We start from the raw sequence: 22,473 nt of genomic DNA, 5'->3' as shown, positions 1-22,473 counted from the left end.
GGAAGGGTTGGAAGAAGGCGGGGAAGTTCATCGTCGCGCTGACGGTGTTGATCACGCTGGCCGTCGTCACACTGCGCCTGCTGCCTCACGCGCCCCTGCGCGAGCAGGTCGGCTCGTCGCGCGCCGTCTACGCGCGCGGCGGCGAGCTGCTCAGGCTCACGCTTGCGCCCGACGAGCAGTACCGCGTCTGGGTGTCGCTCAAGAACATCTCGCCCACGCTGGTCGAGGCCGTGCTGCTGTATGAGGACCGCAGCTTCTACCGGCATCCCGGCGTCAATCCCGCCGCACTGGTGCGCAGCGCCTGGCACATCACCAGCGGTGGTCGCAGGCAAGGCGGATCGACACTCACCATGCAGCTCGCGCGGCGCATCTACGGCATCGACAGCCGCAGTTACGACGGCAAAGTCGCGCAGATCTTCGCGGCGCTCTGGCTACAGGCGCGCTACAGCAAGCGCGAAGTGCTGGAGGCCTATCTGAACACCGCGCCCTACGGCGGCAACATCGAAGGCGTACAGGCCGCGAGCCTGATCTACTTCCGCAAAAGCGCGGGCGACCTCACCCTGCCCGAAGCCCTCACGCTCGCGGTGATTCCGCAAAACCCGGTCAAGCGTATCGCCGAGCGCGGCCGCAACGCCGAGCTGCAGTCCGCACGCCAGCGCCTGCTTGCGCTGTGGAAGGAGCGCGATCCAGCGGCCCGCGTGCTGGCGCCCGATGCCGAGCTTGCACTCTCCGCCCAATCGCGCGGAAATCTGCCGTTTCTCGCACCGCACCTCACCGACATGCTGCTCGCGCAGGAACGCGGCCAGCAGGACATCCGCAGCGCCATCGACCTGCGCATGCAGACCACGCTGGAGCGCGTGCTCGCCCAGTACCTGCGCACCCGCTCCGACGTGGGCCTGATCAACGCGAGCGCGCTGCTGCTCGACGCGTCCACCATGGAGGTGCGCGCGCTCATCGGCTCGGCCGACTGGCACGACGCAAAGATCGAGGGCCAGGTCAACGGCACACAGGCCAGACGCTCGCCAGGCTCGACGCTCAAGCCCTTCATCTACGCGCTCGCGCTCGATCAGGGACTGCTGCATCCCAAGACCGTTCTGAAGGACGCGCCCACCGCCTTCGGCCCCTACACCCCCGAGAATTTTGACCACCGCTTTGTCGGCCCCGTCTCCGCGCAGGACGCACTGATCCGCAGCCGCAACATCCCCGCCGTCTCGGTCGCGGCGCAGCTTGGCAAGCCCAATCTGCACGCGTTCCTGCGTCTTGCCGGAGTGCAGAAACTGCAGAGCGAGGCGCACTACGGCCTCGCCCTCGTGCTCGGCGGCGGCGAGGTCACGCCCGAAGAACTCGCGGGCCTCTACGCCACGTTGGCCAACGGCGGCGTGACCCAGCCAATCCGCTACACACAGCGCGGTCCGAACGACCAACCCACAGCGACCGCGCCGCTGCGCCTGCTCAGCGAAGAGGCCGCCTTCATCACGCTCGACATGCTGCGCCACACGCCGCGCCCCGACACCGCCCAGCCCGCACGCCCCGCCGTCGCATGGAAAACGGGCACCTCCTGGGGGTTCCGCGACGCGTGGACCGCAGGCGTTTTCGGCCGCTATGTGCTGGTGGTGTGGATGGGCAATTTCGATGGCAGCAGCAACCCCGCGCTGGTCGGCGTGGATGCGGCCGCCCCGCTGTTCATGCGCATGGTGGACGCACTGCGTGCCCAGCGCTTTGACACCACCGAAGTGCCCAAACGCCAACCGCGCGACCTGCGCCAGATTGAGGTCTGCGCAGCCACCGGCGGCCTGCCTGACGCGCTCTGCCCCGTGCGCACCAACACCTGGTTCATCGCGGGCAAGTCCCCCATCCAGACCAGCCAGTTGCACCGCGCCGTGTGGGTTGATGAAGCCTCAGGCAAGATCGTCTGTGGCCCACAGCCCGGTGCGCGCCAACAGGTCGTGGAGCAGTGGAGCAGCGACATGCGCCGCCTGTTCCGCCAATCCGGCCTGCCCCGCGCCGCCGCGCCCAACGACGGCTGTGACCGGACAGACATAAGCGCCAACGACGACGCCAGCAACAACCCTCTCGACGACTTGGCGACCGCAGACCACACGCCGCGCATCACCGCCCCGCTGCGCGGCGTGCGCCACATCCTGCGCACCCAGAAGCCCGAGCCCCTGGTGCTGCGCGCCGAGACCGACGCGGGCATCCGCACCATCTACTGGTTTGCGGGCGACACGCTGATCGGCCAGTCCGCCCCCGGCGAAGGCCTCACCTGGCTGCCCCCCATGGCGCAGGCCAGCCAGCGCCACACCCTGCGCGCCGTCAGCGACCAGGGCGCATCGGAAACGCGGGAAATCACCGTGGACATCGTGCCCTGAGCTTGCGATAACGAGCGCTGCACCGTGGCCTTCGCCCACGGCCCCACGAAAGGTACGCTCCATGTCGCTGCGCAAGCACCCCGTCCTAACCGCCATTGCCGCACTCGCAACCCTCACCGCCACCCAGTTCGTCCACGCCGAGGTCTACCCGCGCGAGAGCATGATCAAGGCCGAAAAGAAGGAGGCCGGTGGCGGCAAGGGCGTGCTCTACGGCGAATACGCCTTCACCCGCGACATGCCCAAAAAGGACGAGGCCATCAAGGAAATCAGCTGGCTCACCCTGAAGCCCGGCGACTCCATCGGCTACCACAAGCATGTCACCAACGAAGACACCTACATCATCATCTCGGGCACAGGCATCTTCAAGGACAAGGACGGGAAAGATGTCCCCGTGAAGGCCGGCGACGTGACCATCGTGCGCAAGGGCGAATCACATGGGTTGACGGCCACTGGGTCGGAGCCGTTGGTGTTTGTGGATGTGATTGCGGAGCAGTGAGCCATTGATGAGGTCATCGGCAACTTACACTTGCCGGTGGACTTGCAAAGTCATGTTTCTCACGTGCAAATCGCCATCGATACATCTTGCGTACACACTCCACCCCCATCCTGCGAGCGGCGAACGATCACCACCCCCTCATCGCCTTCAACACCGCCCGAAGTGGCCGCGTCACACGCCAAGACATCGACGCTTGCATCGCCTGGTTCAGGGCGTCCACGCGATGTACCTCATCCAGTGAGCCCTCTTTCGCCGTCGCCAGCGCGCGGCTGAGTTCCAGCATTTCGGCACGCATCTGGGTCAACGCCTGATCCATGCGCCGGTTTCTTTCGCGCAGGTCTTCCGCATTGTCATTCTCCATGCCGTGCTGTCGAAGTTTGGTCAGTTCCGCTTCAAGGCTTTTGGCATATCGCTCGGCATCTGCATGGGCATCACGCAGGCTCAGCGCGTATCGTTCGGCTTCGCTGGCCATGGCCGTCTTTCCTGCCAGATCGGTGTGCAGCTGGCGCACATAGTGGTCCGGCTCATCCGCGAGTTCGCCGTAGACGATGGGATACCGCGCACCGGTCAGCACGCCGCGCGTGCGGGCGTCCATGCAGCACATGGTGAAGGCGCGCCTCGGGGTGGGCGATGGGTTGGTACCGGAGCGGTGGATCAGCCAGTTGTGAAACAGCACTGCATGGCCTGACGGCACCTCCAGAGGCACGGTCTGGTTGGCATGGCAGTGCTCTTGTACCTGCTCGTTGGTGAGCGTGCTGCCCTGCATGCTCAGCAAACCATTGCGGTGCGATCCACGAATGGCGTCCATGCAGCCATTGGCCTGAGTGGCGTCGTCCAGAGCGACCCAGATCGTCACCAGCGGGTCCCGATCGAGTTGCCATACCGTTCCGCCATCCTGATGCCATGGCAGGTTCGTGCCTTGGCCTGCAGGCTTGTTCATGATCATCGCGCGGAAGATCGACACCGGTGCGTGCGCGCCATACATCCGGGCACAGATCTCACGGAACACGGGACGGTCGATCAGTTGCGCAAACCGGTCGTCGTTCTCCAGTCCCTGAATCTTGCGGTACAGATGCGATCCTTCCTCGAATCGGGCTACGGCATCCGGCAAGGCGTCGTACTCGCCTCCGGTATCTCGCTGCATCTGGATATGGGGGTTGACCCATTCGCCCAGCGCCAGCGCATCGGCCCTCTCCTGCAATGCCTTGACCTCGTCGGCGCTCAACACCTGTCCCAGATGCAGATACCCGTCACGTTCAAACTGCTGCCAATCGGCTTCGCTCAACATCTTGCTTGTCCCTTCTTCATTGTTCATATGCGCAGGTGTATGCGCCAGCGAAAGCTTGCCCAATAGTCGCGGCCGCGCCGAGGTGGACGCGGAAGCCGCGATCCTGCTCCATCTGGTCGGCAGAGGTGGCTCAACCGCTACCCCCGTGGAGACCACTCTGCCCAAAGCTTGCTGACGCAACGCCTCGTCGCTCTCCACGCTCAGCCGTTGCATCGCAATGTGGGCACGCCGCGCGTCGCGCTGCTCCCACAGTTGCATCAGGCGGGTGATCAAGCGCCCGTGGAGCACTGCGCCCGCGTCCAAGGCATCCCCTGCGCAGTCCATGTGCTGCAGTGCGCCCTGCAATTTCGTCTGGGTGTATTCGTCCACCCACACGCCCAGACAAGGCACATCCGCCGCAAGCGCAAACACCAGTGGGTGATACCTCGAGCTCACCACCCATTGCGCATGCGCGGTGATCCGTGCAATCTGTGCAGCGGGAAGCACCGGCAACACATGCAAGACGACTTCTCGCATGCGTGCAGCCAGTGCCTGGCCCATGTCTTCATCACCCCAGTGCGCTCCGGCTTGCGGCGCGGCGCGGGCATGGGGGATGAATACCAAGTGACACCCGGTGTGCAATGCAAAGGCTTCGAGCTGATGGGCCAATCGCTCGATCATGGGCTCGTCCCCGGTAGGATCGCATAGCGGATGAAACGTTACGCCGATCCAAGGGGCCTCGATGGAAAACGGGTACGGCCATTGCCATGTCGCGGGCATACCTGGATCTGCGCGGCCCAACGCGTGAGCATCGTCGATCTGAAAGCTCATGCGGCGGGGGTCTGCGCCCAGCGCCAGCGCACGCTGGTAGCTGGGATATTCCCGCACGCCGATCCACGATGCGGTTCGCAAAATCTCGGACACCCACTCGCGATGGCGCTCGTTCAATTCCGGGCCAATGGTCTGGCCCAGCACCACCACAGGCGCGCCGATTTCCACGGCACGACGGCACAGCGCGAGACGCTCGTAGATGCAAGCCGGCCACGTGCTGCATAGATTGCCGCCACCGGAGATGATCAGCCCATCCGACGCCTGCGTCAACGCACCAAACGCCTGCGGTGCGCGACTGGCCCAATGCCGATTCGACATCTTGTCGAGCAATGCTTCACGCTCGATTTCATTGGCGCAATTATCAAAACCCAGCCGCGAAAAAGCCTGCACACCATAGGTAAGTGAGGTGAATTCGGGATCCGCTGAGATGGCATGCAAGACAGCCGCGGGAGCAATGGTCCGCAACAGCCGCAGGTTGGCCTCCAGCATGGCCTCGTCACCCGCGTGGTAGCTGGCCGCGCCGCCGATATCGCCTACCAGCGTCCAGCGCCGGATGGCGCGAAGTTCTGCTTCATCGTTCACGCCGTGACCGCTCCTCTGTTGATCTCAGCGTCTGTGAGTGCATCAAGGCGATCACGCAATCGTGCAGCACAGACATCTGCACCAAAGCGGTCTTGCAGCATTGTGCGCGCAACATCGGCCCGCCGTCTGGCTTCATCGCGATGCTGAAAAACCTGCCGCATCTGCCATGCGGCATGGCACGCGTCCGGCTCCGCCCACACCTGACCTTCATGGAAAGGATAGTGCCCCTCAGGCACTGGCACCAGCGAGCAATCCACAGGCCATCCCGTGTGCTTCGACACCAGCTCCGTGGTCGCGGAATAGTCGGTGGCGATGACGGGCTTGCCGAGTTGCATCGCCTCCGCCACCAGCAACCCTAGCCCCTCCGCACGGTGCAGAGACACGACCGCATCGCAGCAGGCGATCAGCTGGAGATTCTCTTGCCTGCCCAGGGTGCGCTCGATCAGAATCACATCCGGATCGCTGCGCAGCGCTTCGCGCAGAGCGTTGCCCTTTTCTGCATGAACTTCCGAGTGAAGCGTCTTGATGACCAGCGCCACCCTTGGGCGATCACTGCCGCTGCGAAAGGCGCGACGAAACGCCCGGACGATCGCCATCGGGTTCTTGCGCTCCACGAACGACAGAAAGTCGAACGAGAAGAAGAACAGGAAAGTATCGTCCGGCAGTCCAAAGCGGGATCGTTCGACCATCGGTGGTACCTCGAACGTCAACGGCAGCGGCATGTGCAGCACCGTCTTGTCGAGCTTGCGTGCCAGCATGGTCTGCACGTAGCGCGTGGGTGCCCACACCTCATGCACCAGATCGAAGGCCTTGAGCCAAGGCGCTGGGAACTGCTCCAATTCCCAGAACGGCATGACCGTCTTCCATGCATCTGCGCGCACGGAAGTGGACAGGTGCTCCGTCACCGCAGGCAGCTGGTCGGCGTTCACATTGAAGATCTGAACGGGCGCCTGGCTGGTCTGCACGAGCCGTGCGTCCAGCACATGATCCACCTGTGCCGACAACGCATTCAAGCGAATCGGCAGGCCGGCTGCCTGCACTCCCGCATGGCTCAGCGTGCGCAGCATTTGCCGCCCCGCCTCGCCCACACCCATCGCGAGCTGAAGGTATCCGATCACCGTGACCTCTGGCGTCTTGGTCGTTTGCTTGCTGCGCGTGCGCTCGGAATATGCCGGCGCGTCCAGCGCGGACGTCCATGATCCCGCGCGCAACGCCACGGGATCCACCAATCGGCTGTCCTTGAGCAGATCGCGCCCATGCTGCACGAACCACTGCAGATAGTCTTCGACACCCTGCTGCGTCGCAAGGTGGAAGTTGGAACGCAGCCAATGCTCGCGCTGATGCAGGTAGGCCATCAAATGGGTCACGTAACCCGAGCGCGCCGTTGCTCCATGCGAGCAAGGCAAGTGCAGATATTCCTCGTAGCATTCGAACGGATCGCCACCCGACCAGCACACGTGCTGTTCGCGGAACATGCGACGCACCACGTCGGGAATCGGCGTGCCGGAGGCGAAGCGCCCATAGGCATAGGTGGCTCTGGGCACATGACCATGCCCGTTGTCCAGCACTTGCTCTGCATACTCGCTCATCAGCCCCTTGAGCGGGGCCTGAATCTCGTCATCGCGAAAGGCCTCTGTGTGTTTGGACAGTCGCCGCAGATTGGCAGGATCGATGCCGCTGAAGTGAAAGAAACGCAGCGGCGCACCATCAATGCGCCACAACCCACCATCGCGACTCAGCGCTCGCTGGTGCAAATTCCAGTAAGCTGCGTTGTAGCCTGTCTCACGCAGAATGCGCGCACGCTCGGCGAAGCCAGGAACAAGGTCCATGAACTTCTGGTCCACGAAGATGCCGCGTTCGGGCTCGCTCACGCAATGGTGCTCGAGTCGCCTGGCCCACCAGCGCAGAATGCTCTGCGCCTCATCGCAAGCGCCCACACCGAGAAAGCCGAGGTTGTAGACGCCCGCACGCATGATCCCCATATCGTCGGGAAAGGCTGCGCGCTCGGCAGGTTGTGTCAGATGGGGCGTGAGAACGAACGAAGCGCCTTCATCCAGCAACCGGAAGACGGCCTCGAGCGGAGCGAACACCTCGATGTCCGGGTCGAGATAGACAACCTGTTCGTGACCCCGTGCCAGCAGATGGCGGAACATGAACGGCTTGACCGCCGTGTTGAACTCCAGCACGTCGTAGCGGAAGGCAAACTCGCGAAAGTCCGGAATCGCCAGCACGTCGGCAGTGACCACTTCGCAGAAATCGGGATAGAAACCGGCGTCCGCCAGCTTTTCATCCGCAAGGCACAAATAGACGGCCGCCTCGGGATGATGGCGTCGCGCACTCTCCAGCAGCACCCGCGCCATCGGGACATAGTTGTTCGAGCAAATCGTGAAAATCGCACGGGTTCGGGTAGTCATTCAACGCCTTGTACGGAACGCACCGCAACTCCAACGCTGACTGCGACCCCTCGCGTCATGACATCTGTACTTCGGTGACCCCTTGATCATGAATCAATGTCAACGATACAGGATTGTTTTTATTTATTTACTTTTCAGAAGATGGGTCACTACGGCTCACCGTCCCGCACAGGTCTTGCACAACTGCAGACCCAACCGCTGCAGCGCCAGCCACCCATCCGCTGGCCAATCCGGTTGCTTCAAGCCCTTGACGATGCCGTCCACGATATGCGCGGATTGAAGCAGGCGTGACAAGGCGGCGTCACCCACACTCGGCAAGATCCGTTCGAACAATCGCTCCTTCGGACCCCAGACGCGGTTTTCGCGCAGGGCCATGGGCAGGGGCTTGCCGGCGTTCATCGCGTCCTTCACGCGCTTCAAGGAGCGGATGTCTTCGGCCAGAGCCCAGTGCACCAGCACCTCGGCCTCGCCTTCTGCCTGCAGGCCGTCCATCATGCGCTGCATGCGGGCGACGTTGCCGGAGAGCACGGCCTCGGAGAGTTTGAAGACGTCGTAGCGGGCGACGTTGAGCACCGCCTGTTCGACCTGCGACCAGGTGAGTTCGCCCTGCGGGTAGAGCAGTGCGAGTTTCTGGATTTCCTGATGCGCGGCGAGCAAGTTGCCTTCGACGCGGTCGGCAAAGAAGGCAAGCGTGCGCTGGCCCTCTTCGCCAGGCACGACGCGCTGGCCCTGGCTCGCGAGGCGCTGCGCTATCCACTGCGGAAGCATGCCGCGTTCGACGGGGTCGATCTGGATGCTGATGCCTGCGGAATCGAGCGCGCTGAACCATGTGCCGGTTTTAGTGGCCTTGTCGAGGCGCGGCAGCATCACAACGGTAAGCGTGCTGTCGCTCGATGCGGCGTCCTGCGCGATCTGCTGCAGGGCTGCGCCGCCGTCCTTGCCGGGCTTGCCGCTGGGGATGCGGATTTCGATGATCTGCTTGTCCGCGAACAGCGAGAGCGAGCCGCCCGCTGCCAGCACGCCGCTCCAGTCGAAATGCGCGCCCTGCGCGGTGAAGCTGTTGCGCTCGGTGTAGCCCGATTCGCGCGCCACGGCGCGGATGGCGTCCACCGCCTCCTGTTGCAACAACGGCTCGTCGCCATGCAGCACGTAGAGCGATTTCACGCCTCTTTGAAGATGCCCAGCCAGCTGGTTCAGAGTCACTTGCATGCGCTTAGGACACCGGCACCAGTTTGGCCTTGGCCAGACGCCGCATGAGCTGCTGCACCAGATCGGTCTGCATGTTCTTGAACAGCATGGCCTCTTCGCCTTCCTTGGACAGCGCGATCGATTCGTTGTAGCTGACGTCGCGCTGCTGCAGCAGTTCTGTGTTCGGCACGAACTCCTCGCCGTTCGGTCCGGTCAGCGAGAAATGCATGCGCAGGCGCAGTTGCAATTCGCGCACCTGGCCCGAGGCGTTCAGACCCACGACCACGCGCTCGCGGTTTTCCGAGAGGATGTTGCAGATCGCCTCGGCCTGGGCGATGTCGGCGATCTCGGTGATCACCTTCACGTCACCTCCCGCGCCCTTCAAGGTGCGCACCAGCTCGCGTGCGAGCTGCGAGCCCGGCGGTGCCTTCACGTAGATGGACTTGAACTGGAAGTCGGGCGCGCCGCGCAGGCGAAAGCCGCAGGCCGCGAGCGGTGCTGCGGCGAGCAATGCGAGAACTGTGCGTTTTTGCATGATGCGTTGTTTCCCCTGCGTTGTTCCGGGCGTTTGTCTCAGACCACCACGTTGACCAGGCGACCCGGCACAACGATGATCTTCTTCGGGTCCTTGCCTTCGGCGAACTTCTGGCATTCCTCGTTCGCGAGCGCAGCGGCTTCGATGGTGGCCTTGTCGGCCTTGGCATCGACGCGGATCGAGCCACGCAGCTTACCGTTCACCTGCAGCATGAGTTCGATCTCGTCCTGCACCAGTGCTTGCGGGTCGACTTCGGGCCAGGCGGTGTCGAGCAACTCGCCCTGTGCCTTGGCAAAGCCGAGTTCGGTCCACAGCACGTGGCCCAGATGCGGCGTTGCGGGATACAGCACGCGGGCCAGAATGCCGAAGCACTCGACCACCGCTTCGCGGCCACCTTGCGAGTCAAGCGCCTTGAAGTCTTCCAGCGCGTTGATCATCTTCATCGCGCCGGAAACCACGGTGTTGTACTGCATGCGCTGGTAGTCGTAATCCACCTGCTTGAGCACGGTGTGCACTTCCAGACGCAGCGCCTTGGCTTCCTTGCCGAAAGTGACGCCAGCGATGCCGTTCTTGCCAGTGGCTTTGGCGCGTGCGGCTTCAAACTCAGATGCCGAAAGCTTGGCGCCGAAGTTGTAGACGCGGCGCAGGAAGCGGTAGCTGCCTTCCACGGCGAACTCGTTCCACTCCAGCGTGAGCTCGGGTGGCGCGGTGAACATGGTGTACAGACGTGCAGTGTCTGCGCCGTACTTTTCGATCAGGTCCTGCGGATCGACGCCGTTGCTCTTCGACTTGGACATGGTCGTCATCTCGTAATCGAGCGCCGAGCCGTCGCTCTTGAGCGTGCCGCCGATGACAACGTCGTTCTCATTCTTGATGACGTTGACTTCGCTTTCCCAGAAGTACTGCTTTCCGCCGTTGGCCGTGCGCTGCGAGAACGCACCGCGCAACACCATGCCTTGCGTGAGCAGCTTGGTGAAGGGTTCATCGACCTTCACCAGGCCCATGTCGCGCATCACCTTGGTCCAGAAACGGGCATAGAGCAGGTGAAGAATCGCGTGTTCGATACCGCCGATGTACTGGTCCATCGGCATCCAGTAGTCGGCGCCGTCTGCCACCATCTTCTCGGTGTTCTTCGCATCACAATAGCGCATGAAGTACCACGAGCTGTCCACGAAGGTGTCCATCGTGTCGGTCTCGCGGCGTGCGGGTTTGCCGCAGCAAGGGCAGACCACACCGGCGTGAAAAGCTTCGCTCTTGACGAGCGGGTTGCCAGAACCATCGGGCACCAGATCTTGCGGCAGGACGACTGGCAGATCCTTTTCAGGAACCGGCTGCGCACCGCAGTCTTCGCAATGGATGATCGGGATCGGCGTGCCCCAGTAACGCTGGCGGCTGATGCCCCAGTCGCGCAGACGCCAAGTGGTCTTGAGTTCGCCGAGGCCCTTGGATTCGAGCAGCTTGGCGACTGCGGACACGGCGTCCTTGTGGCTCATACCGTCAAGCTCGCCCGAGTTGATGGTGACGCCGCGTTCCTTGTCGCCATACCAGTCGTGCCATTGCGTGGCGTCGTAGGTCTGGCCTTCCACGGCCACCACCTGCTGGATGGGCAATTGGTACTTGAGTGCGAACGCGAAGTCGCGCTCGTCGTGCGCAGGCACGCCCATCACCGCGCCGTCGCCGTAGCTCATCAGCACGTAGTTGCCGATCCAGACTTCGACCTGCTTGCCGGTGATCGGATGCGTGACGAAGAGGCCTGTCGGCAGGCCTTCTTTTTCCTTCACGGCCAATTCCGCCTCGGTCGTGCCGCCCTTCTTGCATTCTTCGATGAACGCGGCGATCTTCGCATTGCCCTGTGCAGCTTGCATAGCCAGCGGATGCTCCGGAGCCACGGCGCAGAAGGTCACGCCCATGATGGTGTCGGCACGCGTGGTGAACACGTACATCTTGCCATCCTGGATGAGATTGCCCGCGGCATCCTTGTTGTCATGCGTGAACGCGAAACGCACGCCTGCCGACTTGCCGATCCAGTTTTCCTGCATCAGACGAACCTTGTCGGGCCAGCCGGTGAGCGTCGCCTTTTCATTGCCGATCTGGACGTGGTCGAGCAGCTCTTGCGCGTACTGCGTGATGGCCAGGTAGTAGCCAGGAATCTCGCGCTTTTCCACCAGCGCACCGGTGCGCCAGCCGCGGCCGTCGATCACCTGTTCGTTGGCGAGCACGGTCTGGTCGACCGGGTCCCAGTTCACGACCTGGGTCTTGCGGTAGGCGACGCCCTTTTCCAGCATCTTGAGGAACAGCCACTGGTTCCACTTGTAGTACTCAGGATCGCAGGTGGCGACTTCGCGGCTCCAGTCGATGGCCAGGCCCATCGCCTGCATCTGCTTCTTCATGTACGCGATGTTCTCGTACGTCCACTTGGCTGGCGGCACCTTGTTCTTGAGTGCGGCGTTTTCAGCAGGCAGACCGAAGGCATCCCAGCCCATGGGCATCAAGACGTTGAAGCCCTTCATGCGCAATTGGCGCGTGAGCATGTCGTTGATGGTGTAGTTGCGCACGTGGCCCATGTGCAGCTTGCCGCTGGGGTACGGCAACATCGAGCAGGCATAGTACTTGGGCTTGTTCGCGTCTTCCGTCACGCGGTAGGCGTCAGCGGCGGTCCAGTGGCTCTGCGCTGCGCGCTCCACTTCGGAATGGTTGTATTTGTCTTGCATGGAAACTCGAATGGGAAGGAATGCGGCCGCCACACCCTGCGCGATCAAACCAGCCTTTGGGGAAATCATCCCGAGGGCAAACGGGGTCAACGCGAGCCGAATGGTGGAAGATTGTAGGCGTTTGTCCTGATCCCCGGTTTGTGGCTCCGATAACGGGCACCCCGACGCGCGCGAGCGCGCCCGGATCTCCCTCTTCGTATGCGAGGTAACCGGCCTGCGTGCGAAAATCGGGGAACCTTCAAGGCGCTTTCGGCGTCTGACATGAAGTGATTGCTCTCATTTTGATAGAGCCGGCGGAATCACCCACTCGTCTGCGGTCCGCTTTTGTTCGATGATCCGCCCCGGATCACCCTTTTTTCACCCCCACCCTCAAACTCACCGGAAGGAGTGTGAACCTGTGCTTTCTGCTGCGCTTTCCGATTACTACGACACCATCAGCCACCTCGACCCATGGATGCAGAGCGCCATCGGCCTGGCTTTGCTGGCCGTCGTCGCCTATGTGCTGCGCTTCGTCGCGCGCCTGATTCTGCTGAACGTGCTGCCGCATCTGGCCAGCAATGTGTCCGCGCCATGGATGCAGAACCTCGTGGACAAGCGCGTGCTCACTCGCCTGTCGCAGGTCGTGCCGTCGCTAGTGTTCCAGATCGGCGTGTTCGCGGTACCCAAGCTCTCGCCCGTGAGCACCAATATCATCCACAACGTGGCCGTGGCCTGCACAGTGCTGGCGATCGGACGCATCATCATCGCGGTGCTCGACGTGATCCAGGATCACAATCGCGAGGCGCTCAGCAAATTCCCCGGCACCCGCTCGCTCAAGAGCTATGTGCAGCTCGGCCAACTGATCACGATGCTGATCGTAGGCATCATCATGATCGGCGCGCTGATCGACCGCTCACCACTGATCCTGCTTTCGGGCCTGGGCGCGATGTCGGCCGTGCTGATGCTGGTGTTCAAGGACACCATCCTGTCATTCACCGCCGGCGTGCAACTCGCGGGCAACGACATGCTGCGCGTGGGTGACTGGCTGCAGATGGACCAGGTCGGCGCGGACGGCGCGGTGGTGGACATGGCGCTCAACACGGTGAAGATCCGCAACTGGGATAACACCATCACCACCATCCCCACGTGGCGCTTGATGAGCGAGAGCTTCAAGAATTGGCGCGGTATGTCCGAATCGGGCGGCCGCCGCATCAAGCGCAGCCTGCTGATCGACAACGCGACGGTGCGGTTTCTCTCCGAATCCGAGATCGAGGAGCTGTCGCACATCGCGCTGCTGCGCCCCTATTTGGACAACAAGACGCAGGAGATCGACACCTACAACAGCGACTTCGCCGAAAAGGCACCGGAATTGGCGCACGAGGTGGTCAATCTGCGCAAGCTCACCAACATCGGCACCTTCCGCGCCTATGTGAACGCGTATCTGCGCGCCCACCCGCGCCTGCGCAAGGACATGACGCTGATGGCCCGCATGATGGAGAGCACCACCAACGGCACGCCGCTGGAGGTCTATGCATTCACGGCGACTACGGTGTGGCTGGAGTACGAGAGCATCCAGGGCGACATCTTCGACCACCTGATCGCCATCCTGCCGGAATTCGGGCTGCACGCATTCCAGAACCCGTCGGGCAACGATGTCAAAGTGGGCCTCAGGCAGAACGAGGTCGGCGTGCTGTCGCTGTGACCACACGCCGGCGGATCAGTTCATGGTCTGCTGGCGGGAGGCAAGGGATCCTCAGTCGGCGCCACTCCCTCCGCATTCGCCGCTGAATCGATATCGCTGTCGTCGGCGCTGGACCGGGGCTTCTTCGGCAGTGCGTGCGGCACCGCAATCGGCGTGCCATCCGCACTGGCCAACCCCACGAGCAGGGCGCGCCCATCGGGCAGCACGCGAAAGTCGCCGTACTGCGCACGCTCGAACACCTTGCCCGTACCTTCAGGGAAGAAATAGGCATCCGTCACCAACACCCAGCGGCCTTTCAGACGCTTGAGCGGCAGCACGATCTCCCCCGCTGCCGGATCGAAGCGCTCGGCCACCAGACTCTTGACCGTGGCGCGGCCCTTTTCATCCAACGTCGCACGCACGCGCGCCGTGGGCAACAGCGTTTTCTCGAGTCCCTCCTGAACAGTCTGGGGCAGATCGAAGCGCAGCGCCATGTAGTCGCCCTGCATCAGCGAACGCGGGTCCACTGGAACCAGTTTCACCAACACCGGCTGACCATGGGCGATCACCTGTTCCTTGCCGCGCACGTCCCAGTTCACCAGACCGAAGACCAGCAGCGCCCCGACGATCAGGCAGATCAGCCGGGCGCGTGACCAGGCCGCCATCTGCATCAGACCATTCGCCGCGTGATCATCGTCAGCACCTGCTGTGCTGCGCCCGGCCAGCAGGCGCGGCAGCGTCAGCCCCGCGAGCAGCACCGCCCCCATGGCCGCCAGACCCAGCCCCTTCTGCGCGAGCGGCCACGCAAGGCTGTAATAAAACATCGAGAGCGCCCACAGCGCCGCCAGCCCGCACAGCACGGCGATGCGCCAGCGCCCGCCGATCAGCGCACCCGCAGCGATCAACGAGATGACACCGAGCGATGGACTGAACCATGCTGCCACGGCAAGCAGCACTCCCACCCCGAACACTGTCCGCAGCGTCCGGCGCGTTGCCATTCCATTCCTTTTCCAATGCGCACTCAACGAGCCGATTGCCACGAAGACCAGCAGCGATGCCCAAGTACGACCTATTCTGATCAACAACCGCACCGTGTCCAGATCCAGGTCACGGGGACGCCGCACGCCAAAGAACGAGTATGTCATCCCGTAACCCCAACCACTGCCCTCAAACCCCAAGACCGCCATGATGAGCAGGCCTACGGCGGCGCTGTCCGCAAATGCAGACCAACCCACCAACAACGGTTTGCTTGCCAAACTCTGCAGCAGTGCGGGTTCCTTGAGCAGCCATACCAGCCACGCGGCAGCCAGTGCCACACCCACCACATGCATCAGATGCAGAAGCGCCACATCAGCCAGAAGTTTGGTCAGACACAGATACAGCGCAATCGCAAACACGAATCCCATGATGCGGCGTATCCACTGCGCATGCGCGACGGACGCGCCCACCAGCTGCAGCAGCGCGATCAGGCCCGAGATCAACACGAACTCGAGCGTGCGCCCATGTATGTCGTGGACCAGCCGCATCACGAACAGGCTACAGAACAGCCCCCACATCACCAGCGCGAGGCAGGTCACGAACACGCCGTGATTGCGCCTGAGCAGTGCACCCGAGCCGACGATGCCGATCAGGCTCAGCACATAGGACGCCGGATGGCGGAACCAGAAATTCGAATCGACCAGCGCGACGAGAAACGCGCCCGCCGCAATCGCACAGACCACCGCACCGATCAGCGCGAGCACGATCACGAAGATGCTCGGCTCTTCATCCACGCTGGCTCCGGGCGAATCGCCGGTCACCAGCCCGAGTTGACGCGCACGCGGCCACCAGGAAGGTTGGGAGTTGAAGAAGTTCATCGCACGGCTCCTTCTTGAGCGGTCTGGTCGGACTGAGCGGACGGCGCGCGCATGCCGCGCTGCACGGCCAGCAGGCCCGAGACGGTGGCGCCGAGGCAGCCCAGCGTCGCAAGCGCAAAGAGCAACAGGCTGGCCGTGGAATCGGACCCTTCGAAGACCACGCGCCCGACCAGCGACAGAATCCAGACATTGGCCGCGAGCGTGCACAGGCAAAGGCTTGGGAAGTCACGCAGCTGTCCTTGATACGACACGAACATGGCGATGGCGATCAGCACTCCGCAAAGCGGATAGGCAAGGCCGCTGCTCTCTCGCGTGAACAGATCGATCACGCCGAGCGTCGTCCACGCCGCCAGCGCCATGGCCAGCGCCGCGCGATGCGACCACCAGGCCATGCCGTCGCGGTGGCGCGTCCACGGCACGAGCGACACCAGCCAGGGCACCAGCGCAAGTGCCAGCCACATCAGCATGTAGATCACCTGCTGCATGAGCATCTCGCGGCCACGGAACAGCATGTCCCACAGATCCAGATGCCCGAACCACATGGCAATCGCCGTCGCAACGATGCCCACCCACACGAGCCAGAGCACATCGCTGCGTGCGAGCAGCGTCCACAGCAGCGCCAGCGCCGCCCAGGTGGCAAACAGCTGCCACGCGTCCGCGCCGGTCTGGTAGGTCTGGCCGATGAACGCGAGCAGCCCGCCGAGCGCGAGCGTCGCACACAGCAGCGCCGCGATGCGCCCGCGTCGCCACACGAGCGACGCCACGACGCTGACCAGCAACGCGCCCTCGATCAGCATAAGCTTGAACATGCGCGTCTGCTCCTGCCAGTTGGCGGCGATCCAGAAGATCAGCCCGCTTGCGAGCAGTAGCGCCGCCACAAGCAGCAACCCCCAATGCAGATGGCGTGCAAGCGTGCGCGGTTCGCCGGGGGCGGTCGCGATCTGGTGCAACTGCGCAAGCGACTGCGGGTCGCGCCCGGGTTGCGCGGCGAGCTGGTACAACGTGCTATCCATGGTGACTCTCCCTCTGACTGATTGTGGCTTCAGGGTTCCAACACTGCGACGTAGGCATGCCATCTTTCCTTGGAAAAGAACATGGGACGAATGTAGTGGGCGTGCACGCCACGAGGTGCGCCCGGCCTTGCCGGTGCCATCCCATGACACGCAGAGTATCGGCGAACGATACGCGAAGCGCTTTGCAGCGCCGTCGAGACTATTTCTGTGGCTTGTCCGACGGGGCCACCGGATCGGTCACGAAAGCGATACGGTGCAGCCCGGCCTTGTGCAACTCGCCCATAAGCTCAACCACGCGGCCATAGGGCACGCTGGTGTCGGCACGCAACTGCACCTCGGAATCCGCCCGGCCAGCGGTCAGTTGCTTGAGGCGACTCTCGAGCGCCTGCGGCTCAAGTGCCTCGTCGTTCAGATAGATGGTGCCGGAAGCGTCCATGGCTACGGTCAGCGGCTTGTCGACCGCTGCGCCGGGCTGGGCGCCATCGGTCTTGGGCAGATCCAGGCGAATGGCGCTGGCGAGCAGCGGCGCTGTGAGAATGAAGATCACCACCAGCACCAGCATCACGTCCACCAGCGGCGTGACGTTGATGTCGCTCATCGGCTTGGATTCTTCCGTGCGCTCAAGTCGTCCAAAAGCCATGATGGGCGCTCGCTTTCCGGCTCACTCGCCCATCGGGCCGGAGGACTGGGCCGATGTGGTGGCCCCCTCAGCCAACAGCTCGCGCAGATCGTGCGCAAAGCCTTCGAGGTCGGCCTCGACGCTGCCGAGAATGCGTCCGTAGACGTTGTAAGCCAGCACGGCGGGGATAGCGACCGCGAGGCCCGCAGCCGTCATGATCAGCGCCTCGCCCACCGGACCCGCGACGCGCTCGATGGTGAGCTGACCCGCGCTCGCCATGCCGGTGAGCGCATGGTAAATGCCCCAGACCGTGCCAAGCAGGCCGACGAACGGCGCCGTCGAACCCACTGTGGCGAGCGTCACCTGCCCAAACTTCAAACGCGAGATCGATTGGTGCAATGCGTTGCGCAGCACGCGGGTGAGCTGCTGGGCGCGGTTGCCCTGTCCCGCCAGCGTCGCGGGAGAATGGTGGGACGCGGCCAGAGCGGCATCCACCATAGGACGCACGAGATTCTCGCGGTCCCATTGCTGGAGTTGTTCACAGGCGGCGGCCAACGTGGGCGCCTGCCAGACAGCGGAAGTGCTGCGCGGTACGTCCACATGCGCTCGGCGCATCAGCCACGCCTTCCAGAAGATGATGACCCAGCTGGCCACGGACATCAGCAGCAGCAATGCTGCCGCGATCTGCGTGACGGCATCGCCTTGTCGCAACCAAGTGAGTCCGTTCATGTGGTGGGCCGGGTGGTGAATCAGTCCTTGAGATGGAGCACGTCGAACATGTCGAACATACCGCTCTTCTTGTCTGCGAGGTAGCCTACGGCGCGGAGGCTGCCGCGCACATAACCGGCGCGGCTCGAGGACTTGTGCGAGATCTCGATGCGTTCACCCTCGGTGGCGAACATCACCGTGTGGTCGCCCACGATGTCGCCCGCGCGGATGGTCGCGAAGCCGATGGTGCCGTCCTTGCGCGCACCGGTGTGGCCGTAGCGCTCGTACACTGCGCGGTCTTCGAGCTTCGTGCCCTGCGCCTCGGCGATCACCTCGCCCATCTTGAGCGCGGTGCCCGAGGGCGCATCCACCTTGTGCTTGTGGTGGGCTTCGAGAATCTCGATGTCGTAGCCCTCGTGCATGGCCTTGGCGGCCAGCTCGAGCAGCTTGAGGGTGACGTTCACGCCCACGCTCATGTTGGGCGCAAACACGATGCCGATCTTCTTGCCGCCTTCGGCGATACGCGCCTTTTCCTCGTCGGAGAAACCGGTCGTGCCGACCACCAGTTGCACGCCGAGCTCTTCGCAGACGGCCAGATGGTGCAGCGTGCCTTCGGGACGGGTGAAGTCGATCAGCACCTCGGCGTTCTGCAGACCCTTGCGCACATCGGCCGTGATCTGCACGCCGCTCGCGTGGCCGAGAAAGGCCGTCGCGTCAGCACCGACCGCCGGGCTGCTGGGCACATCGAGTGCACCGGCGAGCACGCAGTCTTCGCTCTGGCGAATGGCTTCGATGAGCATGCGGCCCATGCGGCCGGAGGCACCTGCCACGGCAACGCGGCGACGGGTGGAGGAAGAAGGAGCAGTCATCTCGTCGATCGGTTCATGCATGCCCTGCCGACATGCTGCACGACCCGCATGAGCCGGACAGTCCACGAGCGACAGGGCAATGGTGGTTGTGGTTGTGAATTACTTCGTAGCTTCCAGCGGCGGGTAGCTGGTGGACAGCGGCGCCGACGGCGGCACATTGCCGGGGTTGTTGGTTACCGACGTGTCGGGCTTGGCCGGGAAGCGCTTGAGCTGGTCTTCGGTGGCTTCGAGGTTCGGCACCTTGTTCTTGGCCGCCTTGGAGCCGAGCGAGGCCACGAACTCCGCCTCGGTCGGCATCTCGTCGCCCTCGAAACGATCCAGTACGTCATCCTTGAAGAACACGGTCAGCTTGCGGGTCTGCTGCTCAATGCCAGGACGCTTGAGCGTGAAGATGTATTCCCAGCGGTCAGTGTGGAAAAGCGGCATCACCAGAGGCGTGCCCAGAATTTCCTTGACCTGCTGGCGGCCCATGCCGGGCTTCAGCGCATCGACCTGTTCCTTGGAAATGAAATTTCCTTGCACAACATCAATCTTGTATGGTGTGATGGCACTGGCCAGTCGATGGCTTGCGCTGTCGATGCTTCCGCAGGCAGCCAGCCCGGCACTCAGCAAAATGATCGCGCCACAACGGACGCCGTAACGGGCGGGAGCAAACATGGTTAACGCCATAGGGATATGATCGGCCCATTGTAGCGGCTGGAATCCCCCGGGCCTTAACGCGCCTTAGGCAAACGAAAGACCTTGTCATGACGAATATTGACGAACTGAAAAGCACCGGCCTGAAAGCGACGCTTCCCCGACTGAAGATCCTCGACATCTTCCAGAAAGGGCAGCAGCGTCACATGACGGCTGAAGACGTTTTCCGCGTACTGCTGGAAGAACGTTCCGACATCGGCCTTGCAACCGTTTACCGCGTTCTCACGCAGTTCGAGCAAGCCGGCATTCTGCTGCGCAGCAACTTCGAAAGCGGCAAGGCCGTCTACGAACTCAACGAAGGTCAGCACCATGACCACTTCGTGTGTACGGGTTGCGGCAAGGTGGAGGAGTTTTACGACGCCGAAATCGAAAAGCGTCAGAACCTGATCGCCAAGCAGAAGGGCTGGGTGATCCAGGATCACTCGATGTCGCTGTACGGCCAATGTGCCGACTGCGCCAAGCGCGGCGTGACCCATCGCTGATCCGAAGCGCTTCCGGTTCACACCAAATAACGAAGCTCCTTCATGGAGCTTCGTTATTTTCGTCTATCGATTGAAAAGTCGAAAAGAGTCAGGGCTGAATGCCGCTGGCCATCGCGCGGCGGTGGCGCTCGACGAACTCCTGATAAGTGTCGATGCCGCGCAGCTGCAAAATCGTGTTGCGCACGGCGGCTTCGACCAACACGGCGATGTTTCGACCGGCCACCACCTGGATCACCACCTTGAGCACGGGCACGCCGAGCACGTCCTGCGTGAGCGGTTGATAGGGCATGCGTTCGTAATCACGCTCCAGCGTTTCCTTGCGCACGAGGTGCACGATGAGCTTCAGACGCATCTTGCGGCGCACCGCTGCCTCACCGAAGATCGCGCGGATATCGAGCAGGCCGATGCCGCGCACCTCGAGCAGGTTCTGCAGCAGATCGGGGCACTTGCCCTCGATGGTGGTCTGGTTGATGCGGTAGAGGTCAACCGCGTCATCGGCCACGAGGCCGTTGCCGCGCGAAATCAGTTCGAGACCGAGCTCGCTCTTGCCGAGGCCCGACTCGCCGGTGATCAGCACGCCGAGGCCCAGAATGTCCATGAACACGCCGTGCAGCGTCGTTCGCGTGGCGAAATGCTTGGAGAGATAGGCCCGGACCACGTCGATCACGAAGGCCGACGATTCGTGGGTGGCGAACAGCGGAATCTGCGCGCGCTCGCACAGGGAGATCAGGGCATCGGGTGCGGTCTGGTCATCGGCCATGATCAGCACCGGCGGCTCCAGCGTCAGGATGCGGGCGACGCGGCGCTTGCAGTCCTCTTCGGTGCCGTTGGTCAGGTACCTGATTTCCCGCTCACCCAGCACCTGAGCGCGAAACGGGTGAATGTAGTTGAGGTAGCCCACCAGATCGGCGCCCGAGCGGGCAGCACGGACCGCCTCTTCATCGAAGCGCCGGGCGGATGCACCGAGACCGGCCACCCAAACCAGTTTCAGGGAGCTGCGAAACTCTTCAAACAGAACATCGGCGCTGACAAGATTGGGCTTCACAGAATTCCTGACCTGAAAAAGAGGGAATCATGCGCCTGTCAGGCCGCCGAAACTCACCGACCGGCGGCGGTCGAAGTATCTGGGTCAGGCCGCCTGAGCGGAGCGCCAGTCGGCAATCATGCCATGCAATTGCGCCGCGTCCGTGCAGGACTTGATGCGCTCGCGCAAGCCGCTGTCGCTGAGCAGCTCGGCGATTTCGGACAGGATTTCCAGATGCTTCTGCGTGGCGGCCTCAGGCACGAGCAGAAAGATCAGCAGGGAAACCGGTTGTTCGTCCGGCGCGTCGAACCCGATGGGGTGCGCCAGTTGAAAGACCGCCGCCATGGGCGACTTCAGGCCCTTGATGCGGCCGTGAGGAATGGCGACGCCATGCCCCAGACCAGTGGAGCCAAGACGCTCACGAGCAAAGAGGCTGTCGGTGATCAAGGCACGGGACAGACCGTGCTGACTCTCAAACAGCAGACCCGCCTCTTCAAAAGCGCGCTTCTTGCTGGTGGCGTCAACACCAACCAGCACCTGTGCTGGCGGGAGAATGGAAGCAAGACGATTCATGGTGGCAATTATGCGCGTCCAGCGTAAACCCTTAAAGGGCTTACTAAAAGCAACAAAAAACCGCCTTGGAAGGCGGTTGCGTATCCAATCCAGAATATAGCGGATTGCAGGCGCGACGGATGAAAGGGTTGCATTATGTATCAGTCGCGCCGAATACGTCGGTGACGGGTCGTTTATGCCGCCGCTGCGGCCAAAGCCGATTGAGCCGTTGCCTTGCGCAGGGCAGGCTGGTGGTCCTGAAGACGCTGCTTGTACTTCATCACCTTGCGGTCCAGCTTGTCGATCAGCTCATCCACCGCCGCATACAGGTCAAAATGGGCACTTTCCGCAAATAGATCACTGCCTTTCACTCGCACGTTGCATTCCGCTCGCTGCCGCTTGTCTTTTTCTTTCTGATTTTCGACAGTCAACAGCACCTTGACATCGACTACCTGATCGAAGTGACGCGTGATGCGCTCCAGCTTGGAAGTCACGTAGCTGCGCAACGCGGGACTCACATCCAGATGATGTCCGCTAATCGTCAAGTTCATAAAACGTCTCCTGTGACGCATGGTTTGGAAAGAGCCCTGCACCTCGTCAA

At 62.7% G+C, this 22,473-nt stretch carries 18 protein-coding genes; 4 read left to right on the top strand and 14 right to left on the bottom strand.

The features are described from left to right. Window positions 1–56: 56 nt before the first annotated feature. Together pbpC and G7047_RS26785 are read left to right on the top strand one after the other, a co-directional pair. Window positions 57–2,369: a penicillin-binding protein 1C gene (gene pbpC / locus G7047_RS26790; protein ID WP_166312283.1), complete on the top strand. Its 2,313-nt coding sequence runs from the start codon at window positions 57–59 to the stop codon at window positions 2,367–2,369. A 61-nt stretch (window positions 2,370–2,430) separates the two neighbouring features. Continuing rightward, the gene (locus G7047_RS26785; RefSeq protein ID WP_166311352.1) at window positions 2,431–2,865 is read left to right on the top strand and encodes a cupin domain-containing protein; all 435 of its coding nucleotides are present in this window, start codon (window positions 2,431–2,433) and stop codon (window positions 2,863–2,865) included. A gap of 127 nt (window positions 2,866–2,992) precedes the next feature. Here G7047_RS26785 and G7047_RS26780 read toward each other — a convergent pair whose 3' ends face one another. The 5 genes from G7047_RS26780 to leuS all read right to left on the bottom strand — a co-directional run bounded on the left by G7047_RS26780 (window position 2,993) and on the right by leuS (window position 12,393). After that, window positions 2,993–5,545, bottom strand: coding sequence for a phytanoyl-CoA dioxygenase family protein (locus G7047_RS26780; protein WP_166311351.1), 2,553 nt, complete (start codon window positions 5,543–5,545; stop codon window positions 2,993–2,995). Continuing rightward, window positions 5,542–7,959, bottom strand: a complete 2,418-nt coding sequence (locus G7047_RS26775; protein ID WP_166311350.1) for a glycosyltransferase — start codon at window positions 7,957–7,959, stop codon at window positions 5,542–5,544. The genes G7047_RS26780 and G7047_RS26775 overlap by 4 nt, the downstream gene beginning before the upstream one ends. 156 nt (window positions 7,960–8,115) lie before the next feature. Next, on the bottom strand, window positions 8,116–9,168 hold the full coding sequence (gene holA / locus G7047_RS26770) for a DNA polymerase III subunit delta (protein WP_166311349.1): 1,053 nt from the start codon (window positions 9,166–9,168) through the stop codon (window positions 8,116–8,118). 4 nt (window positions 9,169–9,172) lie between these two features. Then, the gene (gene lptE, locus G7047_RS26765; protein WP_166311348.1) at window positions 9,173–9,682 is read right to left on the bottom strand and encodes an LPS assembly lipoprotein LptE; all 510 of its coding nucleotides are present in this window, start codon (window positions 9,680–9,682) and stop codon (window positions 9,173–9,175) included. Between the two features lie 38 nt (window positions 9,683–9,720). Continuing rightward, window positions 9,721–12,393 (bottom strand): leucine--tRNA ligase, encoded by a 2,673-nt coding sequence (gene leuS, locus G7047_RS26760; RefSeq protein ID WP_166311347.1) that lies wholly within the window; start codon window positions 12,391–12,393, stop codon window positions 9,721–9,723. Between the two features lie 454 nt (window positions 12,394–12,847). Between leuS and G7047_RS26755 the strand changes: the two genes are divergently transcribed. Next, window positions 12,848–14,074 (top strand): mechanosensitive ion channel domain-containing protein, encoded by a 1,227-nt coding sequence (locus tag G7047_RS26755; protein WP_166312282.1) that lies wholly within the window; start codon window positions 12,848–12,850, stop codon window positions 14,072–14,074. Between the two features lie 20 nt (window positions 14,075–14,094). Here the strand turns inward: G7047_RS26755 and G7047_RS26750 are convergent, their stop codons facing one another. The 6 genes from G7047_RS26750 to G7047_RS26725 all read right to left on the bottom strand — a co-directional run bounded on the left by G7047_RS26750 (window position 14,095) and on the right by G7047_RS26725 (window position 19,775). Further along, on the bottom strand, window positions 14,095–15,909 hold the full coding sequence (locus G7047_RS26750) for a GDYXXLXY domain-containing protein (RefSeq protein ID WP_166311346.1): 1,815 nt from the start codon (window positions 15,907–15,909) through the stop codon (window positions 14,095–14,097). Next, a complete protein-coding gene (locus G7047_RS26745; protein WP_166311345.1) occupies window positions 15,906–16,922 on the bottom strand; it encodes a DUF2157 domain-containing protein in 1,017 nt (338 codons plus the stop codon). The genes G7047_RS26750 and G7047_RS26745 overlap by 4 nt, the downstream gene beginning before the upstream one ends. 199 nt (window positions 16,923–17,121) lie before the next feature. Then, on the bottom strand, window positions 17,122–17,562 hold the full coding sequence (locus G7047_RS26740) for a biopolymer transporter ExbD (RefSeq protein WP_166311344.1): 441 nt from the start codon (window positions 17,560–17,562) through the stop codon (window positions 17,122–17,124). Window positions 17,563–17,583: 21 nt separating this feature from the next. Then, complete coding sequence (locus G7047_RS26735) at window positions 17,584–18,270, bottom strand: MotA/TolQ/ExbB proton channel family protein (protein ID WP_166311343.1); 687 nt, start codon at window positions 18,268–18,270, stop codon at window positions 17,584–17,586. A gap of 20 nt (window positions 18,271–18,290) precedes the next feature. Continuing rightward, the gene (gene dapB / locus G7047_RS26730; RefSeq protein ID WP_166312281.1) at window positions 18,291–19,118 is read right to left on the bottom strand and encodes a 4-hydroxy-tetrahydrodipicolinate reductase; all 828 of its coding nucleotides are present in this window, start codon (window positions 19,116–19,118) and stop codon (window positions 18,291–18,293) included. Window positions 19,119–19,217: 99 nt separating this feature from the next. Further along, window positions 19,218–19,775, bottom strand: coding sequence for an outer membrane protein assembly factor BamE (locus G7047_RS26725; protein ID WP_240939281.1), 558 nt, complete (start codon window positions 19,773–19,775; stop codon window positions 19,218–19,220). 89 nt (window positions 19,776–19,864) lie between these two features. On the opposite strand from G7047_RS26725, the gene fur reads away from it, so the two are divergent. Then, window positions 19,865–20,296, top strand: coding sequence for a ferric iron uptake transcriptional regulator (gene fur, locus G7047_RS26720; protein ID WP_166311341.1), 432 nt, complete (start codon window positions 19,865–19,867; stop codon window positions 20,294–20,296). An 88-nt stretch (window positions 20,297–20,384) separates the two neighbouring features. On the opposite strand, the gene hprK is transcribed toward fur, so the two are convergent. From hprK to hpf, 3 genes are all read right to left on the bottom strand, one after another. Continuing rightward, complete coding sequence (gene hprK / locus G7047_RS26715; RefSeq protein ID WP_166311340.1) at window positions 20,385–21,341, bottom strand: HPr(Ser) kinase/phosphatase; 957 nt, start codon at window positions 21,339–21,341, stop codon at window positions 20,385–20,387. 84 nt (window positions 21,342–21,425) lie between these two features. Further along, window positions 21,426–21,893: a PTS sugar transporter subunit IIA gene (locus G7047_RS26710; protein WP_166311339.1), complete on the bottom strand. Its 468-nt coding sequence runs from the start codon at window positions 21,891–21,893 to the stop codon at window positions 21,426–21,428. Between the two features lie 173 nt (window positions 21,894–22,066). Continuing rightward, a complete protein-coding gene (hpf, locus tag G7047_RS26705) occupies window positions 22,067–22,423 on the bottom strand; it encodes a ribosome hibernation-promoting factor, HPF/YfiA family (protein WP_166311338.1) in 357 nt (118 codons plus the stop codon). Between the last annotated feature and the right edge of the window lie 50 nt (window positions 22,424–22,473).

The sequence above is a fragment of the Diaphorobacter sp. HDW4A genome (assembly GCF_011305995.1).
Taxonomy (GTDB): Bacteria; Pseudomonadota; Gammaproteobacteria; order Burkholderiales; family Burkholderiaceae_C; genus Diaphorobacter_A.
This window is presented reverse-complemented; position numbering and strand designations above follow the sequence as displayed.